The organism is Halorubrum sp. Ib24, assembly GCF_002252745.1.
Taxonomy (GTDB): Archaea; Halobacteriota; Halobacteria; order Halobacteriales; family Haloferacaceae; genus Halorubrum.
Window position 1 is genome coordinate 1 of sequence record NZ_NHOX01000030.1, and the last position, 16,937, is coordinate 16,937.

Annotated in this window: 8 protein-coding genes, 1 rRNA gene and 2 pseudogenes; 7 read left to right on the forward strand and 4 right to left on the reverse strand. The window is 66.9% G+C overall.

The window, feature by feature from the left end:
• Positions 1–181 precede the first annotated feature (181 nt).
• The 6 genes and pseudogenes from DJ82_RS14975 to DJ82_RS07945 all read left to right on the forward strand — a co-directional run bounded on the left by DJ82_RS14975 (position 182) and on the right by DJ82_RS07945 (position 7,705).
• Positions 182–3,328: ribosomal RNA gene (locus DJ82_RS14975) — 23S ribosomal RNA — on the forward strand.
• Positions 3,329–4,116: 788 nt separating this feature from the next.
• Positions 4,117–4,915, forward strand: a pseudogene (locus tag DJ82_RS07925) (SAM-dependent methyltransferase).
• A gap of 101 nt (positions 4,916–5,016) precedes the next feature.
• Positions 5,017–5,865, forward strand: a complete 849-nt coding sequence (locus DJ82_RS07930) for a hypothetical protein (protein WP_094581527.1) — start codon at positions 5,017–5,019, stop codon at positions 5,863–5,865.
• A gap of 136 nt (positions 5,866–6,001) precedes the next feature.
• A complete protein-coding gene (locus DJ82_RS07935) occupies positions 6,002–6,211 on the forward strand; it encodes a hypothetical protein (RefSeq protein ID WP_094522880.1) in 210 nt (69 codons plus the stop codon).
• A gap of 133 nt (positions 6,212–6,344) precedes the next feature.
• Complete coding sequence (locus tag DJ82_RS07940; RefSeq protein ID WP_094557761.1) at positions 6,345–6,959, forward strand: VOC family protein; 615 nt, start codon at positions 6,345–6,347, stop codon at positions 6,957–6,959.
• Positions 6,956–7,705 (forward strand): alpha/beta hydrolase, encoded by a 750-nt coding sequence (locus DJ82_RS07945; RefSeq protein ID WP_094581513.1) that lies wholly within the window; start codon positions 6,956–6,958, stop codon positions 7,703–7,705. Before DJ82_RS07940 ends, DJ82_RS07945 begins: the two co-directional genes overlap by 4 nt.
• A 58-nt stretch (positions 7,706–7,763) precedes the next feature.
• Here the strand turns inward: DJ82_RS07945 and DJ82_RS07950 are convergent, their stop codons facing one another.
• From DJ82_RS07950 to DJ82_RS15295, 4 genes and pseudogenes are all read right to left on the reverse strand, one after another.
• Positions 7,764–9,827, reverse strand: a complete 2,064-nt coding sequence (locus DJ82_RS07950) for a SpoVR family protein (protein ID WP_094581514.1) — start codon at positions 9,825–9,827, stop codon at positions 7,764–7,766.
• Positions 9,824–11,200 (reverse strand): DUF444 family protein, encoded by a 1,377-nt coding sequence (locus tag DJ82_RS07955; RefSeq protein WP_094581515.1) that lies wholly within the window; start codon positions 11,198–11,200, stop codon positions 9,824–9,826. The genes DJ82_RS07950 and DJ82_RS07955 overlap by 4 nt, the downstream gene beginning before the upstream one ends.
• Positions 11,191–13,602 (reverse strand): annotated as a pseudogene (locus DJ82_RS07960) (kinase anchor protein). The gene DJ82_RS07955 and the pseudogene DJ82_RS07960 overlap by 10 nt, the downstream one beginning before the upstream one ends.
• 192 nt (positions 13,603–13,794) lie before the next feature.
• Positions 13,795–14,001 carry a hypothetical protein gene (locus tag DJ82_RS15295; protein ID WP_241881468.1) on the reverse strand — a complete coding sequence of 69 codons (207 nt, stop codon included), beginning with the start codon at positions 13,999–14,001 and terminating at the stop codon, positions 13,795–13,797.
• 2,213 nt (positions 14,002–16,214) lie between these two features.
• Between DJ82_RS15295 and DJ82_RS07970 the strand changes: the two genes are divergently transcribed.
• Positions 16,215–16,937, forward strand: coding sequence for a DUF1028 domain-containing protein (locus DJ82_RS07970; RefSeq protein WP_094522894.1), 723 nt, complete (start codon positions 16,215–16,217; stop codon positions 16,935–16,937).

Here is a 16,937-nt window from a genome sequence, read left to right on the forward strand (position 1 = left end):
TTCGACGAAACTCCTTCCGCCAGGGGGATTCGATGGACGACTTGTGTTTGTTATACTGGCGCTGCGATCCAGACGTCCACTGAACTCATACGAGTTCGTGGAACGTCAGTGAACCATATACAGTCGGGTGGACACTATGTCACTTTGACACCGTTGGAGGTTCCTCCGGAAACCGTCAAAACACTACTGGCTACTGTGCCAGCTGGTGAATGGCTCGGCTCGAGGGCCGACGAAGGACGTTTGCCAAGCTGCGAAAAGCTCATGGGACCGTCATGGGAGGGAAAGAACATTGAGATTTTCCGGATCGGAATCCGTTTTACAATTCTTTTGGCGCATACGGGAAACTCCCTGAATTGAAACATTCTCAGTAAGGGAAGGGAAAAGAAAACGCAAAACCGCGATGTCGTCATTAACCGCGACGCCCGCTGCGGTGAAACGCAGACACAGCCCCAAACCGAAGCGGTCTTCGGACCAATGGTGGTTGTTCGGGTTGCAACCAAAAACGCGACCCACTCTCAGAAGTCTTTCCTGGAAGCGGAGCGTGAAACAGGGTGACAACCCCGTACGGAGAGTGCCAGTTACCGTTGGCGGTCAACTTACCAGAGTTAGCAGGGGTTCGGATTATCCTCTGAACAAACTCAGGCATCCCTGGAGAAGGCTTAAACACTCCTCGAGAGCCGATAGCGAACAAGTAGCGTGAGCGACGGCTGAAAACACCCCGAGAAGGGCGGTGCAATAGGGGCCTGAAATCAGCTGCCGATTCGAGCGACAGGGCTACAAGGCGATTCTCAAAAACGAGCGAGGAGCGCATCCTCCAGTTAGGAAGAAGAAAGTCGAAGCCGACGTCGTTGTCGTGCGTTTTTTGAAAAAACACCAGGGAGTGGCACTTGAATTTGGGCAAAGTCTTAACTCAAGTGAACCGAGGAAGGCGCAGCGAAACCGATACGGCCGCAGCACATTTACGTGCGAGGGCCACCGTGTCAAAGCGCGGGAGCAAGGTTGCGACCCGAAAAACCAGGCTATCTTATACGCAGGCAGGGGTGAAGCGGTGCGAAAAGGCCACGTGGGAGGCCCGTTAGAGGGTTTGGTATTCTACATATCTCTCGTGATCTGCCGCATAGGGGGGTGAAAGCCCTCGAGCCTGCGCAACAGCTGGTTCCAACCGAAACATGGTCGAAGCACTGACCTTCTTTTTCCGAGGTAGCCCGCGGCGGTAGAGCTACCGATTTGGATTGACCCCTTCCGAGAGAGTCGGCCATCCTGTCAAACTCCAAACCCGCAGGCGCTGTAGACGAAAGGGCGAGTCCGGTGTGCAGGGGGCGTAGCCTGTGCACCATGGAGGGGGAACAACCAGAAGGGCCGGGTTAACGGTCCCAAATTGTAGATTAAAGCTGCGATTCGGAAGGTGGTCTCAAGCCCGTAAACAGCGGGAGTGAGGCTTTTAGAAGCAGCTACCCCCCTCTTAAGAAAAGGCGTAACAGCTTACGGCCGACGGGTTTGGGAGAGCGGCGCAAAATGATCGGGGGCTCAAATCTAACCCCGAGACCTGGCCTGCCCGTCACAGGGGGCAACCGGGCGCCTAGGGTTGGCGTTTGTTCGGATGAGCCGGGCGGAGAGCTCCGTGTGGACCGCTTCAGGAAACGACAATCCTGCGCTCACAGTATGCAGCGATAGTTCGGCGTGAGGAACCTCGACGGGGCCTGCATGGAGGCAAGGGTTTCCTCGGCACTGGCCACTCAGCCGAGGTCGCCGGTCCTAGATGCACCGCAACTTCGACTGCCCCCATCAACGCGGAACTGTGTTAATATTCCAGTGCCATCGTGGCAGTAACGTCGACGCCGGTGATGGACGCTGAGCCGGGGCCTTCGCCCCGGTCGAAATCATGGAAACTCGTGGAAGCCGTCACGGCACGGAAGGCGAGCGAACCGTGAGAATAGCGCAAGGTCAAGCCGTACATAGGGCCCGTGAAAAGACGAAGCACGATGTCGTACCGAGATCCGACACAGGTGCGTCTGGGGCAGCGAAAGGGGCACGGCTGTCGGGAAACCGGGACTTTGTTTAGGAATTCGGCAAGTTAGTTCCTTTCTCTTCTTCGTTTCTGTGTAATATGTGTTATGCCTGGCTGTCTACGGAGCAGGTCGCAGTTGACTCGGGGCGGCTTCCGACTGTCTAATATACATTTGTGTCTCAAATTCGCATGACGACGGCAATGAATTCCCCTGGCCAGTGCTTGTGGTATCTGATACACCTCGTACAAAAGGGACGAAGCCCGTCAACGCGGGTAACTATGACCTCTAGGTTAGCGTAGTACCTTGCCGCCTTCAGTAGCGGCTTGCCATGAATGGGATAAACGGGGAGCGCACATGTCACCAACTTTGGACCGCGCTGAACTGGTACGTTCCAGTGCGATCTGGAGTACCCCCCAAGGGGAATGCTCCCTCCCATAGCCCATAGAGCTTACTGGCAGGCTGTCGCTGAGACGTGGTCGCCGATTGCAGATAGGTAGGGACATTACACAGGTACCTGTGTTCTCTTTCAGCAGGTCATCCGAGTCCAGCATTGAATACTAACCGGTCGGTGGACTGCGACTCTCACTTCCGGGAGAGTACACCCGGGTAGCCGCGGCAGTGACTTCGGGCGGCTACGCGCCCTCGAAAAGATATCGGAGCGCGCCCGAGATCTCTCAGCCGGGTCGGGAATCCGCGAGAGCGCCAAGGAGCACAAGATGGTCTGACAGTGTCAATTCCCAACGAGTGCGCTGACGGCGGAAGCTGGTCCGAACCCCTAACGAGGCCTCCCCGAAAGAAAAAAAGATGGCGCGCCGCGCCCGTAAGAGTGACAAAAAGCTTACCTTACGATAACAGGTCGTCACCGCAAGAGCACATATCGGACCTTGGGGTGGCTTGCGTACCTCGATGTCGCGTTCCCTCCACCTGCCCGCTGCAGAACGGGCAATTGGGGGTGAGGTTGTTTCGCCCATAAAGGAGGTCGTGAGCTGGGTTTAGGACCGCGTGAGACAGGTCGGCCTGCTATCTAATTGGGGGTGTCAAGTACTTGACGTGCAACGAACGGTTAGCTACGGGAGGAGGAAACTACGTTTGGTCGCACTGGTGTACCGGTTGTGTGAGGGAACGCGAATGCCGGGTAGCCACGCGACACGGGCGTAAGGAGGCTGGAACGCATCTAAGCTTCGAAAACCCACATGGGAAAAGAAAGCTACCGTTGAGGTCACTCGGTAGAAGGACGAGTTTTCGAAGACTCGGGGATGTACGCACGGAGGCAACGAGGTGTTGGAGTCCACGAGCACTAACAGACGAAGCCACAAATCATACGGCACTGACACCACACTCCATTGGGGGAGTTCAGGCGGTATGGGATCGCCACGTATTACACGGTCGGCCGATCGCGAGATCGGAACCACCGAACACAGGCGTCTCTCGCGGGAGGGAGTCGGTTCGAAATCCGAGCGTCGGGCGTAAAGGCGGCCAGAGCGGGGTGGCGGGAACACCCAGTACCCATTCCGAACACGGAAGTTAAAGCCCACCAGGCCGGTACCGGGAAGTACTGGACGTGGGAGCGATCCTCTGGGAACCGCGCGTTCGCCGCCTGGCTTCACCAATTCGGGGATAGGCTGCTTGATTGCCCACACGATTTTTTTGGAGACGCGTAGCGCGAGCGGTCGGCAGGAGGTTGGACCGTGGTACGACCCGGCAACCGCGGTGCGACCGCTGGCTTAACGCCTCGGCACAGCGGTACTTCCGATTAGGCGCCAAGTTGCAGATTTTGGTCAGACTGCAGCGGCCTGCAGAGCCGCCCAACGCCGGGTTCAAATCGGCCCCTTGGGCTCCATCATTTTTTTTTGTTGAGCGGGGTGGGCTGCGGGCGGGCCTCGTCGAGTCGGTTCCCGTGTTCTCACGGCGGAGCCCGGAAGCGCGCGTCGCCAAAGCGGAGTGACGCCGGCTCCCGATCCGAACGTATAGGCGGATCGGTTGACCTCCGGGCCGGAGTGGACGCTCCGACACGTCTCCAGGACGGCGTCGACGGGCTCGTTTGAAACGCCGCGTGTACCGGACTACCGGGGAGGGGTATCGGACGCGGAGGCGCGCGATCGAACGGGTGACCCGTGAGCGACGACGCGTCGTACGACCTCGGACGCCGGCCGATCCGGCGGACTACGCGGCGTCAACACGCGAACCCGGTCCGAGACCGGTGGACGCGTGGTCCGTGCCGTCGGCATCGGCCCCGGGAGCCGGAGTAATCCTCGTTCCAGGGCCGAGGCGGGCGCTCCGGGAGCCGGATGTCGCCGTCGGGCTTTCTGAGACCGTTTTCGTCGACCTCGTTCGGCGTCGTACCGACGCCGACTGGTTGACGTGCGGTTACCTCCGACGAGGCAGGGCGCACTGGAGGCGTTCGCCGAGCGGTGGCCGGCGGGGGAGGCGGAGTGTTCGGTGCTGATGGCGATCCGAACCACTCGGGGTACCAGTTCGTCGGCAAGGTCGAGCGCGCCCTCGACGAGGCGGCGGACGACTCCGTCGGTCTCCGCGTCGTTCCGGGGATCTCCTCACTTCAGGTCGCGGCGAGTCGGGCCCGGACGCCGGTGGAGGACGCGACGTTCGTCACGCTCCACAAGAGCGGCGGCCTCGACGACGACCTCGCTCGGCTTCGCCGAGACGCCGGCGATCGACATCTGCTCGTGCTCCCTCGTCCGTTCGACTGGATGCCCGGTGACATCGCTCGCGATCTACTCGACAACGGATGTGACCGATCCGACGGCGCGCTCGTCTGCGAGCGGCTCACCCGCGACGACGAGGCGATTACCCGGACGACCGTCGGCGAGCTCGCACGCCACGCCGGGGGTACCGACCGGTCGGACACGCCGTTCTCGGACCTGTCCGTGCTCGTCGTCCGCCGGTAACGTCGGGGCGGAGCGGTGGCGCGGTTCGACCGTTCCGATGGCTCGGCTTAGTAACCGTTATACACCGGGTGACCTATGCTGAAACCATGCAACGACGCGCTGTGGCCGTGTACGTCGCGCTCTTCGTGCTGATCGCGGGGGGAGCGGGAGTCCTCACTGCGACGGCCGATAGCCCCGAGATCGGCTTCGACAACCCCGATTTCGAGGTCTCGCAGAATGATCGGATCGAAGTGGACGGCGAGGAGTGGACCGTCGCCGAGATCACCGAGGTCGAGTCGGGCGGCGGCGGTGGTCACGGTGGCGGGGGCGGCGCTGAGACCTCGATCGTGGCGACGCTCGAGCGCAACGTCACGGCGGACCAGTCCGAGACCTGGGCGAACGAGTCGACGGTTCAGCTCGACGACCGGGAGTGGCGCGTGGAGATCACGGGGGACGACCCCAACAGCTTCACGCTCGTGGAGGTTCCCGATCGGCAGGCCATCCTCGAAAACGATCCGCAGGCCGACAACGAGACGGTCCAGCGTGACGACGGCGAGTACGTCGTCGTCACCGAGGACGGCGAGTCGACGCTCGTCCCGGCCGGAGAGTACTTCCCGGCCCCCGAGGAGCGGGCGTACGCCACGGGCGACTCCCTCGAGTACGGCGACCAGAGCGTGACCGTCGACAACGTCACGGCGGATCAAGCGGTGCTCGCCTGGGAGGCGACGGAGACCGAGAGCATCGAGATCGAGCAGCACTCGCGGGTCACGATCGGCGAGACGGAGTTCGTCGCGCACTTCGCCGACGCCTCGACGCTGCAGCTGTCGAGCGACATCGAGGGGTACGAGGCGCAGGTCGCTCAGATCGACCAGTTCCAGCAGTACAGCAGCGGACTGACGCGCGTGCTCGTCCTCGCGTTCCTCTCATCCCTGCTCCTGCTCGGCGCGGCGTTCATCCCCTCGCGGTACTGATCCGACCGCGCGCGACTTCGGCTCCGCTCTTCGTTTCGTTCTCGTCTCTCGCCTCGGGGACGCCGGTCGCTTCGCGTCTCCCGCGGAGCGAGACCGCGACCGACACGGTATCCGTCCCGCGCTCGTTATGCGGGATATGAGTTCCACCCGAGGGAAGGTGCGACAGCTCGCTCCGCACTGGGCCGCGATGTTCCTGCTGATGATCGCCGCGCTGTCGCTCGTCGAGCGAGTCGTCGGTCCGATCGGACTCCTGCCCTCGGTGGTACTTGTGGTCGCCGTCGCGGTCGGCTACCCGTCCGTCGTCAGGGCGCTCGGCGTCGCACCGCCGGTCTGGCGGCGTTCCTGACTCGCCTCGTCGTGGAGGTCGCCGGCGATCGCCGACCTCGCGGACTCCGGCGTCGTACCGCGATAACACTGATGTCAGTCGATCACCCGGGGGTCCCTTTCCTTTTTATACGTGTTCGTCGCCTACGACCGGTATGAGCGACGAAAGCGCGGCTCCGGTCACGACGGAGCTTCCGGACGCACCGTTCCACACCAGCGGCACCGACCACATCACGGTCTGGGGAAGCAACGAGGCCGACACGATCGCGTTCTACCGCGACCTGCTCGGGATGCCCCTCGTCCTCCGCCAGCCGAACCTCGACGACCCGTCGCAGACGCACCTGTTCTTCGACACCGGGGACGGCCGCATCCTGACGTTCTTCGTGAGCGACGACCGCCCCTCGGCCCGCGGTCAGCGCGCCGGTACGGGCGCGGTCCACCACCTCTGTTTCAGCGTCGAGCCCGACGAGTACGAGGATATCATGGCGGCGCTAGCGGAGGCCGGCAAGGGGTACAACGTGTTCGACCGCGGGATTTTCCACTCCATTTACACCCAAGACAACAACGGACTGGTCATCGAGCTCTCCGCCGACAAGTACGAGATCCCCGACGACCGCAAGGGCGAGGTGCTCGCGACCGCTCAGCGTCTCCGCGAGGAGGACGGCGCCGACTTCGCACATGACCGCCACATGAAGGGCGCCTTGGAGGAGCTCGGCCTGCCGGTGATAAAGCACGACCTGCCCGACGCGGACGCGGGCGTCGGCGTATGAGCGGTCGGACGCCGTACGCCGGCGACGACCCGCACGGCGACGAGGAGCTGGTGACGACCGGGACGCCGGTCAGTGAGGCCGACGCCGCCGTCGTCCTCGTTCACGGTCGCGGCGCGACCGCGCGGAGCATCGTCGGCTTCGGCGAGGAGGTCGCCGGCGACGGCGACGTCGCGCTGTCGCCGGCGGCGAAACCGCCGGCTGTCAGAGAGACCACCGGCCTCTCACTACTCGCCCCCCAGGCCGCCTCCAACACCTGGTACCCGAACTCCTTCCTCGCGCCCGTCGCGGACAACGAGCCCGGTCGGAGCTCCGGGCTCCGCGCCGTCGGCCGCGCGGTCGAGACGGCGACGGACGCGGGAGTCTCGCCCGAGCGCGTCCTCGTCGCCGGGTTCTCGCAGGGCGCCTGCCTCGCGAGCGAGTTCGTCGCGCGGAACCCGACCCGGTACGGCGGGCTCGCGGTGCTGAGCGGCGGGCTGATCGGCGAGTCGGTCGACGTCGACGACTACGTCTCCCACGCCGCGGCCGCGGTCGACGGGGACGCCGCCCAGTCGCTCGGCGGGACCCCGGCGTTCCTCGGTTGCAGCGATGTCGACCCGCACATCCCGGAGGCGCGCGTCCACGAGACGACCGCGGTGTTGGAGGCGCTCGGCGCCGACGTCGACGAACGGATCTACCAGGGGATGGGCCACGGGATCAACGAGGACGAGACGGACGCCGTCGCCGCGCTGGTCTCGTCGCTGTCGTGAGGCCGGGATCGCCGCTGTCGTGCGGCCGAGCGCGTCGCGTCGCGGGACGCGCCGCCCCTCACGCCAGCCAGTCGTCCGGCTTGGTGTCGTAGTCGACCTCACCGGCTTCGATTCGCTCGCGGATCTCCGGGTCGAGGTCGTGTTCGGTCACCTCGCCGCCGTCGTACTGGAAGCGCACGCCGATCTCCTCGCCCTCCGGCTCGGTGCCCCGGCGCTTCGCCCGGCGTATCGCCTCGTCGGAGTACTCGACGCGGATCGTCGCGAGGTTCACCGGGCGACCCCACAGTTCGAAGACGCGCTTCAACGTCTCTTTCGCGGACTCCTCGTCGAGCGCGACCCCGTTGAACCGGTGGCCGAGCAGGAGCTCGCCCCGGTTCCGGAAGTTACCGTCGAGTACGACGACCGTCGGCTTCCCGAAGTTCGTGAACTGCAGGAGGAGCTTCCGGCGGACGTCGTCCGCGTCGACGCTGGCGACGCGGTGCTCCTCGGCCGCCCGGCTGTACTCGTACGTGAAGTAGTTCCCCTCGCGGACGAACTCGTCGGTGAGGAACGCGTCGATGAACGTCACGTCGTTGTGGCTCTCCCGCACCTCCAGCATCCGGTCCCAGCCGGCGGTCCGGTCGACGTCGGCGAGCGCCTCGTCGACGGTCGCGTACCGGTCGACCTCGAACATGTACCGGGCGCGCTCCGCCAGCGTCTCCCGCGAGACGTTGCGCAGCGCGCCGCGGTGCTCCGGCCGCGAGAGGACGTAGTGGCGCTCGGCGAGCCCCTCGCGAGTGAGGAGCTTCCACGGGTACCGCTCGATGTCCGGGCCGGTTCCGGGACCGACCTCGCCGTCGTCGGACCGGGCGGAGATCGCCCGGTCGACTGCCTCGGCGTCGACCCGCGGGTCGCCGTCGGCGGCGAGGTCGGCCAGTTCGTCGAGCGTCGCGGGTCCGGCGCCGGCGATCGCGGGGTGAGGTTCGAGCGCCTCGGCGACCTCGTCGAGGTCGATCCGCGAGTGGAAGTTCTCCGGCGTCACCCCCTCGACCCGGAGCAGTCTGTCGATCACGTCGCGACGAGCGGTCCGCAGCTCGACGTGGGTCCACAGCTCGAAGCCGAGCTTGTAGGGGTTGAGTCCGGGCGAGCCGAGCACCCGCGCCATGTGGTCCGCGTAGGTGAGGAACTCGTCGGGGCCGGCGAACCCCTCGCCGCCCATCATGACGGACTCCCAGTAGGTCGCCCATCCCTCGTTCATCACCTTCGTCGACTTCTGTCCCGCGAAGTAGTACGCCTCTTCGCGGATCGCGTCGATGACGGTCGTCTCCCACGGATCGCGGTCGACCGCCTTCCCGCTCTCGGAGTCGTACCGCTTCCCGTAGTCGCGAAGGAACGCGAGCACGTCCGGGCGCGGCTCCTCCGGCTCGACGCCCTCGCCGTGTGTCTCAAGCCACTCGTCGTCGAACACGTCGCGGCGCACCTCCTCGGAGAGGTCCAGCTCCGCGATCTGCTCTTCGACCGCCGCGAGCGGGTCGTCGTCGGGGTCGTTCACGTCCTCGGCGACTCCCGGGTCCTCGACCGACCGGGCGGCGTCGACCGGGCTGTGCTGGTCGATCGTGTCCTCGAGCGCGCTCACGGCGTCGACGAGGCGCTCGACCTCGTCGCGGTCGACGTCTGGCCGGTCGGCGATCGCGGCGATCCGGTCCGCGTTGCGCTCCAGCCGCGCCGCGGCGTTCGGCCCGCCCTCGCCGCGGTCGGCGTACAGCCCGAACCAGCCGTTGTTCGCGAAGAAGTCGGCGTGGGCCTCGACGTGCGTGATGACGGCCTTCTGGTCGGCGATCGAGTTCGACTCCTGGAGGAACGCGTGGCTCGGGTCGTCGTTGTTGACGATCTCGAACGCCTTCCCGAGCCCGTGGCGGTCCTTCTTGCGCTGTCGCTCGTAGTTCATCCCCCAGCGCCAGTGCGGGTAGCGCCGCTGGAAGCCGCCGTAGGCGATCAGCTCGTTCATCTCGTCGTGGCCGACCACCCAGTACCGGACCGGGTACGGCTCCAACCCGAGGCGCTCCGCGAGCTCGCGGGCCTCCGCGGCGGGTTCGTCGAGGGACGTCGCCTCGCGTTTCGCCTCGACGCGCTCGTCTCTCATCGGCGCTCACCCCCTCGGCCGGCGGTCGCGCCGCGGTCGCCCGTCGCGTCGTCAGACGACTCGGTGCTGAGGATCTCGTAGATGGCGTCGGTGACGTCGGCCGGTTCCGACACGCGAGCGACCGCGACGTTGTCGGTGTCGCCGAGGGCGCTCTCCACCTCGTCGGCGTGGCGCGCGTTCGGCGCGGCGCCGCCGGGCTGAGTCTCCACGTACGCGTGGAGGTTGGCGTCGATCGACTCCATTAGCGGGATCACCGAGTCGGTCGTGTCGCTGCCGGAGTTCTCCGAGTCGCCGGCCGCGAAGACGTAGCGGTTCCACTCGCTGTACGGGTACTCCTTTAAGATCTCCGCGACGAGCTCGTAGGCGCTGGAGATCCGGGTGCCGCCGCCGGACTGGATCCCGAAGAACTCATCGCGGTCGACCTCCCAGGCCTCCGCGTCGTGGACCACGTACCGGAACTCCGCGGCGTCGTACTTCCCCGTCAGGTACCAGTCCATCGGGGTGAACACGCGCTCGACCAGCTCGCGTTTCGTCTCGCGCATCGAGCCGGAGGCGTCCCGAACGTTGACGACGACGACGTTGCGCTCGCGCTTCTCGACCACCTCCGGGTGCCGGAACCGCTCGTCCTCCCGGCGGAAGGGGACGCTGTCGAGCCCATCCCGACGGATCCGGTGGCCCACGGGTTCGCGATCGATCTCGTCGTCGAGCGCGTCGAAGCTCTCCCAGCGGTCGAGCGCCGTCACGGGCTCGCCGCGCTCCTCGGCGAGGGTCGCCGCGGCGTCGGCGATCCACGCCCGCGACACGGGGATCCCCTTGTCGCGCGCCCAGGCGAAGGCGTCGTCCACGTCGGCGCCGGCGACGCGGAGCCCCTCGCGGACGTACTCCTCGTCGAAGTCGGTCGCGAGGTGGCGCTTCAACCCGCGCTTGAAGAACTCGTCGACGTCGAGGGTGCCGCGCGGGCCGGCGCGCGCGGTGTCGGTGAAGTCGCCCTCCACCTCCTCGACGACGCGCTTCCCCTTCGGCTCGAGGTCGAGCCCGAGCTCCTCGTCGAGCTCGCGCGCGAACTCCTCGGGGTCCATCTCGTAGTACTCGTGCTCGCCGCCCTCCTCACCGGGGTCGCCCTCCTCGTCGCCGTCGTCCGCGTCGGGGTCGACCGGCTGGCCGGGCTGCGGCTGGCCGTCTCCGCCCTGCCCGACGCCGCCGGCCTCCCGCCTGTCGTACTCGAACTCCGGGAGGTCGACGATCTTCACCGGGATCTTGACCCGGTCGGGCCCGGAGCGCCCGAGGTTGCCGTGGCTGATGAACTGCGCGAGGTCCTCGCGGCGCTGTTCGCCGACCTCGCGGAAGCGCTCGCGGTCGTCGGTCAGTCCCACGTGGCACCACCTCCGTTCCCGTCGCCGCGGTCGCGGCCGCTCCGGCGGTTCGCATCGTCCCCGCCGTCCGCGGCGAGGTCGGCCCACTCGTCGCGCGCGTCGCGCATCACCGCCCGACTGGTCAGCTCGGCCGACGCGGGGCTGTACCCGCAGTCGACGAGCCGCTCGATCGTCGCCGCCTTCACGCGCTCCGTCTCGGTGTCGGCCGGCGGATCGGCCCACTCGGCCGGGTCGAGCTCCGGGAAGCGCCGCTTCACGTCGGCCAGGTCGTTCGCGTCCAGCACCTCCCGCAGCTCGGGGATCTCGCCGAGCTCGACGTCGTCGACGCTGAACTCGTCGCCGCGGTTCCGCCACGCGTAGCGGGTGAGCGCCCGGATCACGCGCTGCCTGCGGAACTCGGCGACATCCCGGGTCGGGTCGGTGCCGTAGTAGTCGTCCTCGTCGAACCGCCCGAGCGTCTCCGTCTCGAACACCTTCATCGCGAGGGCGTCGGGCTCCTCGGGACCCCGCTCCGTCTCCACCGGCTCGTCGGCGTCCCAGGCGTACACGTGCTCCACGTACTCCGCGACAGTCTCCTCCGAGACGGTCGCCTCCGCCAGCGCGGCGTCGACCACGTCCTCGCGCTGGTGCTCGCGGACGCGCTCGACGACCGGCGTCTTCCGGCTCTCGAACTCCGCGACCTCCGACCGGGAGAACAGCGGCGCCGCCGAGAGCCCGTCGGCCATCGCGTCGAGCACGTCCGTCGGCGTGACGACGCGCTCGACCGGCAGCTCCGGGTGGCTCCGGTCGGCGTCCGCCCCCAGCAGGTCGGCGACGATGTCGCGGGTGTACGTCACCGGGATCCCGTTTCGGCCGTCGCCCCCGCCGAAGTCGACGTCGTCGATCGTCAGCTGTTCGCCGTCGCCGTCGCCCGCCTCCCGTCGGATGTCTCCGGTCTCGTACAGCTCCGCCTTTTCGATCAGTCCGAAGTCGGGCGGGAGGTCCTCCGTATCGAGGCGGGTGGCGACCGCGTACAGCGCCGCCGCCCCGACCGCGTGGGGGGCGAGCTCGCGCTCGGTGACGGTCCCGTCGTCGTCGCGGACGTCGATCGTCAGCGCCGCGGCCCCGGGCTCGTCCGCCGGATCGCGAGCGGGATCGCCGCGTCCGTCCCGCTCCGACTCCTCTACTCCGTCGACGGTCGGCACGCCTCGCCCTCCCCCGACCTCGCGGCGCAGCAGCTCCGCCTCCAGCCGCCGGTTCGTCAGGTAGCGGAACTCGTGGCGGGTGAGCCGACGCTTCAGCGCCTTCAGGGGGTCGGCGCCCTCGCGGTCGGCGTGGCGGTCGAGGTCGGCGTCGAGGTCCGGGTTCGAGATGACGATAAGCTGGGTGTCCAGGTCCATCCCGATCCCCTTGTCGAGTTTCACGCGACGCTCGTCGGGGACGTTGAGCAGCCGCCGGAGCAGGTCGGCGTGCTGGCTGGCGTCCTCGACGACCGTGGCGACGCCGTTCCCCTGCGAGAGCACGCCGTCGTAGCTGAACGCCTGCGGGTTCTTGCGCCCGCGCGAGTCGAGCTCGCGGAGCATGCCGCCCATCCACGAGCCGACGAGCCGCTCTTTCGGCGTCCCGTCGTCCTCGGCGTGGAGCACCCCGATCCCCTCGCCGACGTCGACGACGTAGCTCGTCACGCGGAGGTGGTCGCGGTCGGTGATAGCCGAGAACAGGTCCCGGCGCCCCTCGTCGCGGTACGCCGACTCCAGGTGGTCGTACGCTCGCGGCTGAACGGGTCCGAGGATCGAGTCGGCCGCGATCGGGTAGGAGTCCTCGTCGGACGCTCGGCGATCGACTCGCGACGTCCTCGGGAACAGGGAGGGGTGCCTGACCGGGCGCGGTATACACGGCGCGGTGTCGCCGCCGTCGCCTACGAGAGCCCGCTCCCGCGCCGATTCCGCTCCCGCGCCGGGATGTCCACTCCACGTAGTAGCGGCGCCGCCTCCGTCTTTCGAGAACTCTCGGAGCCGTTCACGAGACAGCGCTTGAACTCCGATTCCGGGTCGCGTAGGGGCGTCGATCCAAGACTGCATGTCTCGTCGTTGCCGCGGCCCGCCGCGGCTGGCCCGGATGGTCGTCGACGAACGCGTGAGCGGGCCGGTGTGCCGAGGACGGCTGCTCGCCGTCGTGAACGGGTCGTCGAAGAAGCCGTACCGCTCCAGTCGCTCGCCGCGGCTCGCGGACCTCGCGGGTGCCCTCGGACTGATCGCCGCAGAGGACGTAGCGAGCCCCGGAGGCGGCGGGCGACGGGGTTCTCCAACACTCGGTCGACGTACTCGTGAGGCTCATCGGCTGGTCTGTACGCCCCTCGGAGGTCTCGGTCGGCCCCCGCGAACCCCTCCGCCGTCGGATCGGTCGCGGTCGTTCTTCTCCATCCCCGCCGTCATCGATCTCTCGAGCGGGCCGACGCGGCGCCCGCGTACTCTACACTTCCGCCGCGCCGTCTTCGAGTAGCCCGGTCGACGAGTGCGTCGACCCAGGGCGGCTTGCGCTCCTCGTCGCGAGTCTGTCGCGAGACCAGCGCGGAGAAGTGATGTTCGTGCTTCTTGTCCCCCATAGCTTGCGCTCTAGGCGCGCCGGGAGGCGGTCGTTCCCTGCGGGTCGAGCGCGCCCCTCGGGGCGCCGGGACACCAGTTCGACACCTCTGCCGGAAGTCGTCCTCCGGTCGAGGGGACGTCGAGCATGCTCTTCGCCCCGCGGATGAACGTCTCGTCGGGCTCCGTCTCCCGCCGGTGAGCTCGTCGTCGACGGTGCGTCGTCGATTGTACCGCCATACGTGGTCCCCATGTACTTCCAGCCCTGTCGGGCGGAGCTCGTCGACGTGTACGCCACGCGGCGTGCCGGACGTCCCTCGATGGCGCGCTCCGGTACTCTGCGGCACGGTCTCGATGGAGGCGCTCGTAGCGGTCGAGGTCTCGCCGCGATTGAGCCGTGCCGCCGAGGTTCGCCTGAAGTGGTCGACGACGGGAAGCGGCGAGGGGGTGAGGTACCGTCGCGGTGGGTGGCGTCCATGATCCGCCTCGGCGATCTCGTCGCCGATTGAACCGGGCGGAGACGCCCGTCCCCATCCATCGCTCACGTCGGCCTCCTCGGCGGGTCTCGCGGAGCTTCGTCCGTCGAATTCTCGTCCTCCAGCTCGCCGTTGCTACACCTTCGCTGTCTGAGGGAGCTCACCGTCTCGTCGGTGGTCCTCTACCCGGGTGAGCACCTCCGAAGAGCCGGACCATTTCCAGCCGCGTGGCGGCTCGACGTGGACGTTCGCACGTCGGTTGGCGAGCATCTTCTCGTAGGATCTTGCTCCGCTGTCGTAACTCCGGCGTACGGGGTAGTCGATCCGCTTTTGTGCGGTCGTTGAACGCCTCCATCTTCCGTCGCCCCGTTTTCGCGGTACTCCGGCATGTTCGTCCGGCCGAGATCACTTGGTCGATGCGATCCGCGGGTTGTTCTTCGCTTGATCGTCGACTTCCCTGGTGAGGCGTGCAGGAAGTCTAGATGAACTCCCGCTGCAGCTTGAGCAGCTCTCGCCGGAGAACAGCCCGTTGGCGTTTACAGAACGCCCCGGCGTAGTCGACGACGCGCGCGGGTCGGACTCCGCCCGTACCCAGCTTTCGGTTAGTTGACGTCGCCGGTGAAGCTCCGTCCTCGTCTGGTTCTTCTTGCTTTCGGCTCGAACGTCTCGAGCCTCCCCGGCGGTTTCCGTTCGGCGACGAAGCCAAGGACGACTCGACGTTGCTCGTCGAGCCAACGCGTGGAGGGTCGTCGTCCGAGTGGCGAGCAGCAATCGTTTCGGTAATCCGATGCCGGAGTCCGGTGCTGGTCGTGTCCGGAGGGTGTAGGAGAGTCGAGTCCGCTCGTTGAGGTCCTCGATACCGCCTCAAAAGCGCTGCGCGGCGCGGGGAGAGCACGAGCGGGTCTTGGTTCATGCGGCGAGCGCACCGTGTCGCCCCGGATCCTGGTCGTCGATCACCGGAGCAGAAGGCACCCATTGGAAGGTGTACATCCGGGCGGCCTCCTCGTGGTTACGCCTCGAAAGTACCGCGCGTGAGGTATCGAGTGGGACTTCGAGCCGAGGCCCAAAGGAGCTTTGTCGCTCTCGGGGCCGAGCCCCCGAGCACCGGACTTACCCTTGTTGAACAACTCGTGGATCCCTCGTGGACCCTGCGACGTAGAAGACGTTTCGTTTCGCGTCGTGGAGGCGGGTCGTCGGCGGCGAGCGAGTATTCGACCCACGCCGCGTTCCTCCGTCGGTAACCGCGTACCGTAGTGGTCGAACTTTCGGCGACGCCGCTGGTGCGCGTTCCGGCGCGATGCGCGGCTCTTCGTTACAGCGCGTCGAGGTCCAGTCGAACGAGCCGGCGGTTCCGAAGGTCGTCCGGGGACGTTCGTCCGGTAAATCCTCGCGAGTCCCGTTCGAGCGTGTGTCGTTCTACATGTGTTTCACGTTTCTCGGACGGGCGAGGACCTCGCCGGCCGGAACCGGGAGTCCGGTTCGGCCGGCGGTCGCGACCCCGGCCGTCGGGCCGGATCCGCCGTCGCGGACGCGCGCTTCCGTGCCGGAACGACGGCTCGTCGAGCCGCGAACGCCGCTGTCGTCGAGGGGGACCCGCCGCGGGTCACCGTTTCGCCCGTAACCGAGGCTATATGTATGGGAGGGATTCACACTCATAAGTGTGTCGGCGGTTCACACGTGACACGCGCCCGGGGACCCGCCCGCGGCTTGCGGTTTTCGCGTCCGTGAGGCGGCCGGAATCGGCACGCAGCGGACATAAAACGGGGGTGTGGGCGATCGGAGGCTGAGAGCGGTCGCGACTGGAGGTCGAACCGAGTCCGCCGTCGGAGACCGGTTGCGGCCCGACCGACGTCCGAACCGGTTCGGTCTGGTACCGGTTCGGCCTGATACCGGTTCGGCCTGGTACCGGTTCGGCCGGGAACCGGAAACGTCGCCCCCGGTGCGCAGTCTTTTGCCGGTCGCCGCCTCACGCCCGGTGTGACGTTCAGTATCTGCGTTCGCGAGCGGTACACCGACGACGACGGCGACGACCAGGTCCGCTACGGCGTGGCGGTGACCACCCGACTGCCGGGGGTCGGCACGCTGTGTCCGTTCGCGTCCGCGGACGGCGCGGTGGCGACGCAGTCGCTCGTCAACGTCGAGCTCGGCCGGAAGGGGATCGAGTACCTCGGCGACGGGCTCGCCGTCGACGACGCCTTGGAGGCCCTGTTGAACGCCGACGAGGGGAAACCGGAGCGTCAGCTCCACGGCGTCGACGCCGACGGGACCTTCGCGTTCTCCGGCGACGAGTGCCGCGACTGGTACGGGCACGTCGAGGGGGAGAACTACACCGTCGCCGGCAACCTCCTCACGGGCGAGGACGTGGTCGACGACACCGCGGCCGCATATGAGTCCGACGCCCACGGCGACGCCCCGCTCGCGGAGCGGCTGATCGACGCGCTCGCGGCGGGCCACGCGGCCGGCGGCGACAAGCGGGAGGACTTAGAGGTCCAGTCCGCGGCGCTCCTCGTCAGTAACACCGAGGAGGCGGTCGACGACCCGTACTACAACGACCTCCGCGTCGACGCGAGCGAGACGCCGGTGGCCGACCTCCGCGAGACGTACGAGACGGCGAAGCGCGGCTACGAGACGGTCTTGGAGAAGTACGCCGACGAGATGGACGAGGGCGACGCCGACGGCGACGGAGACGGCGACGAGTAG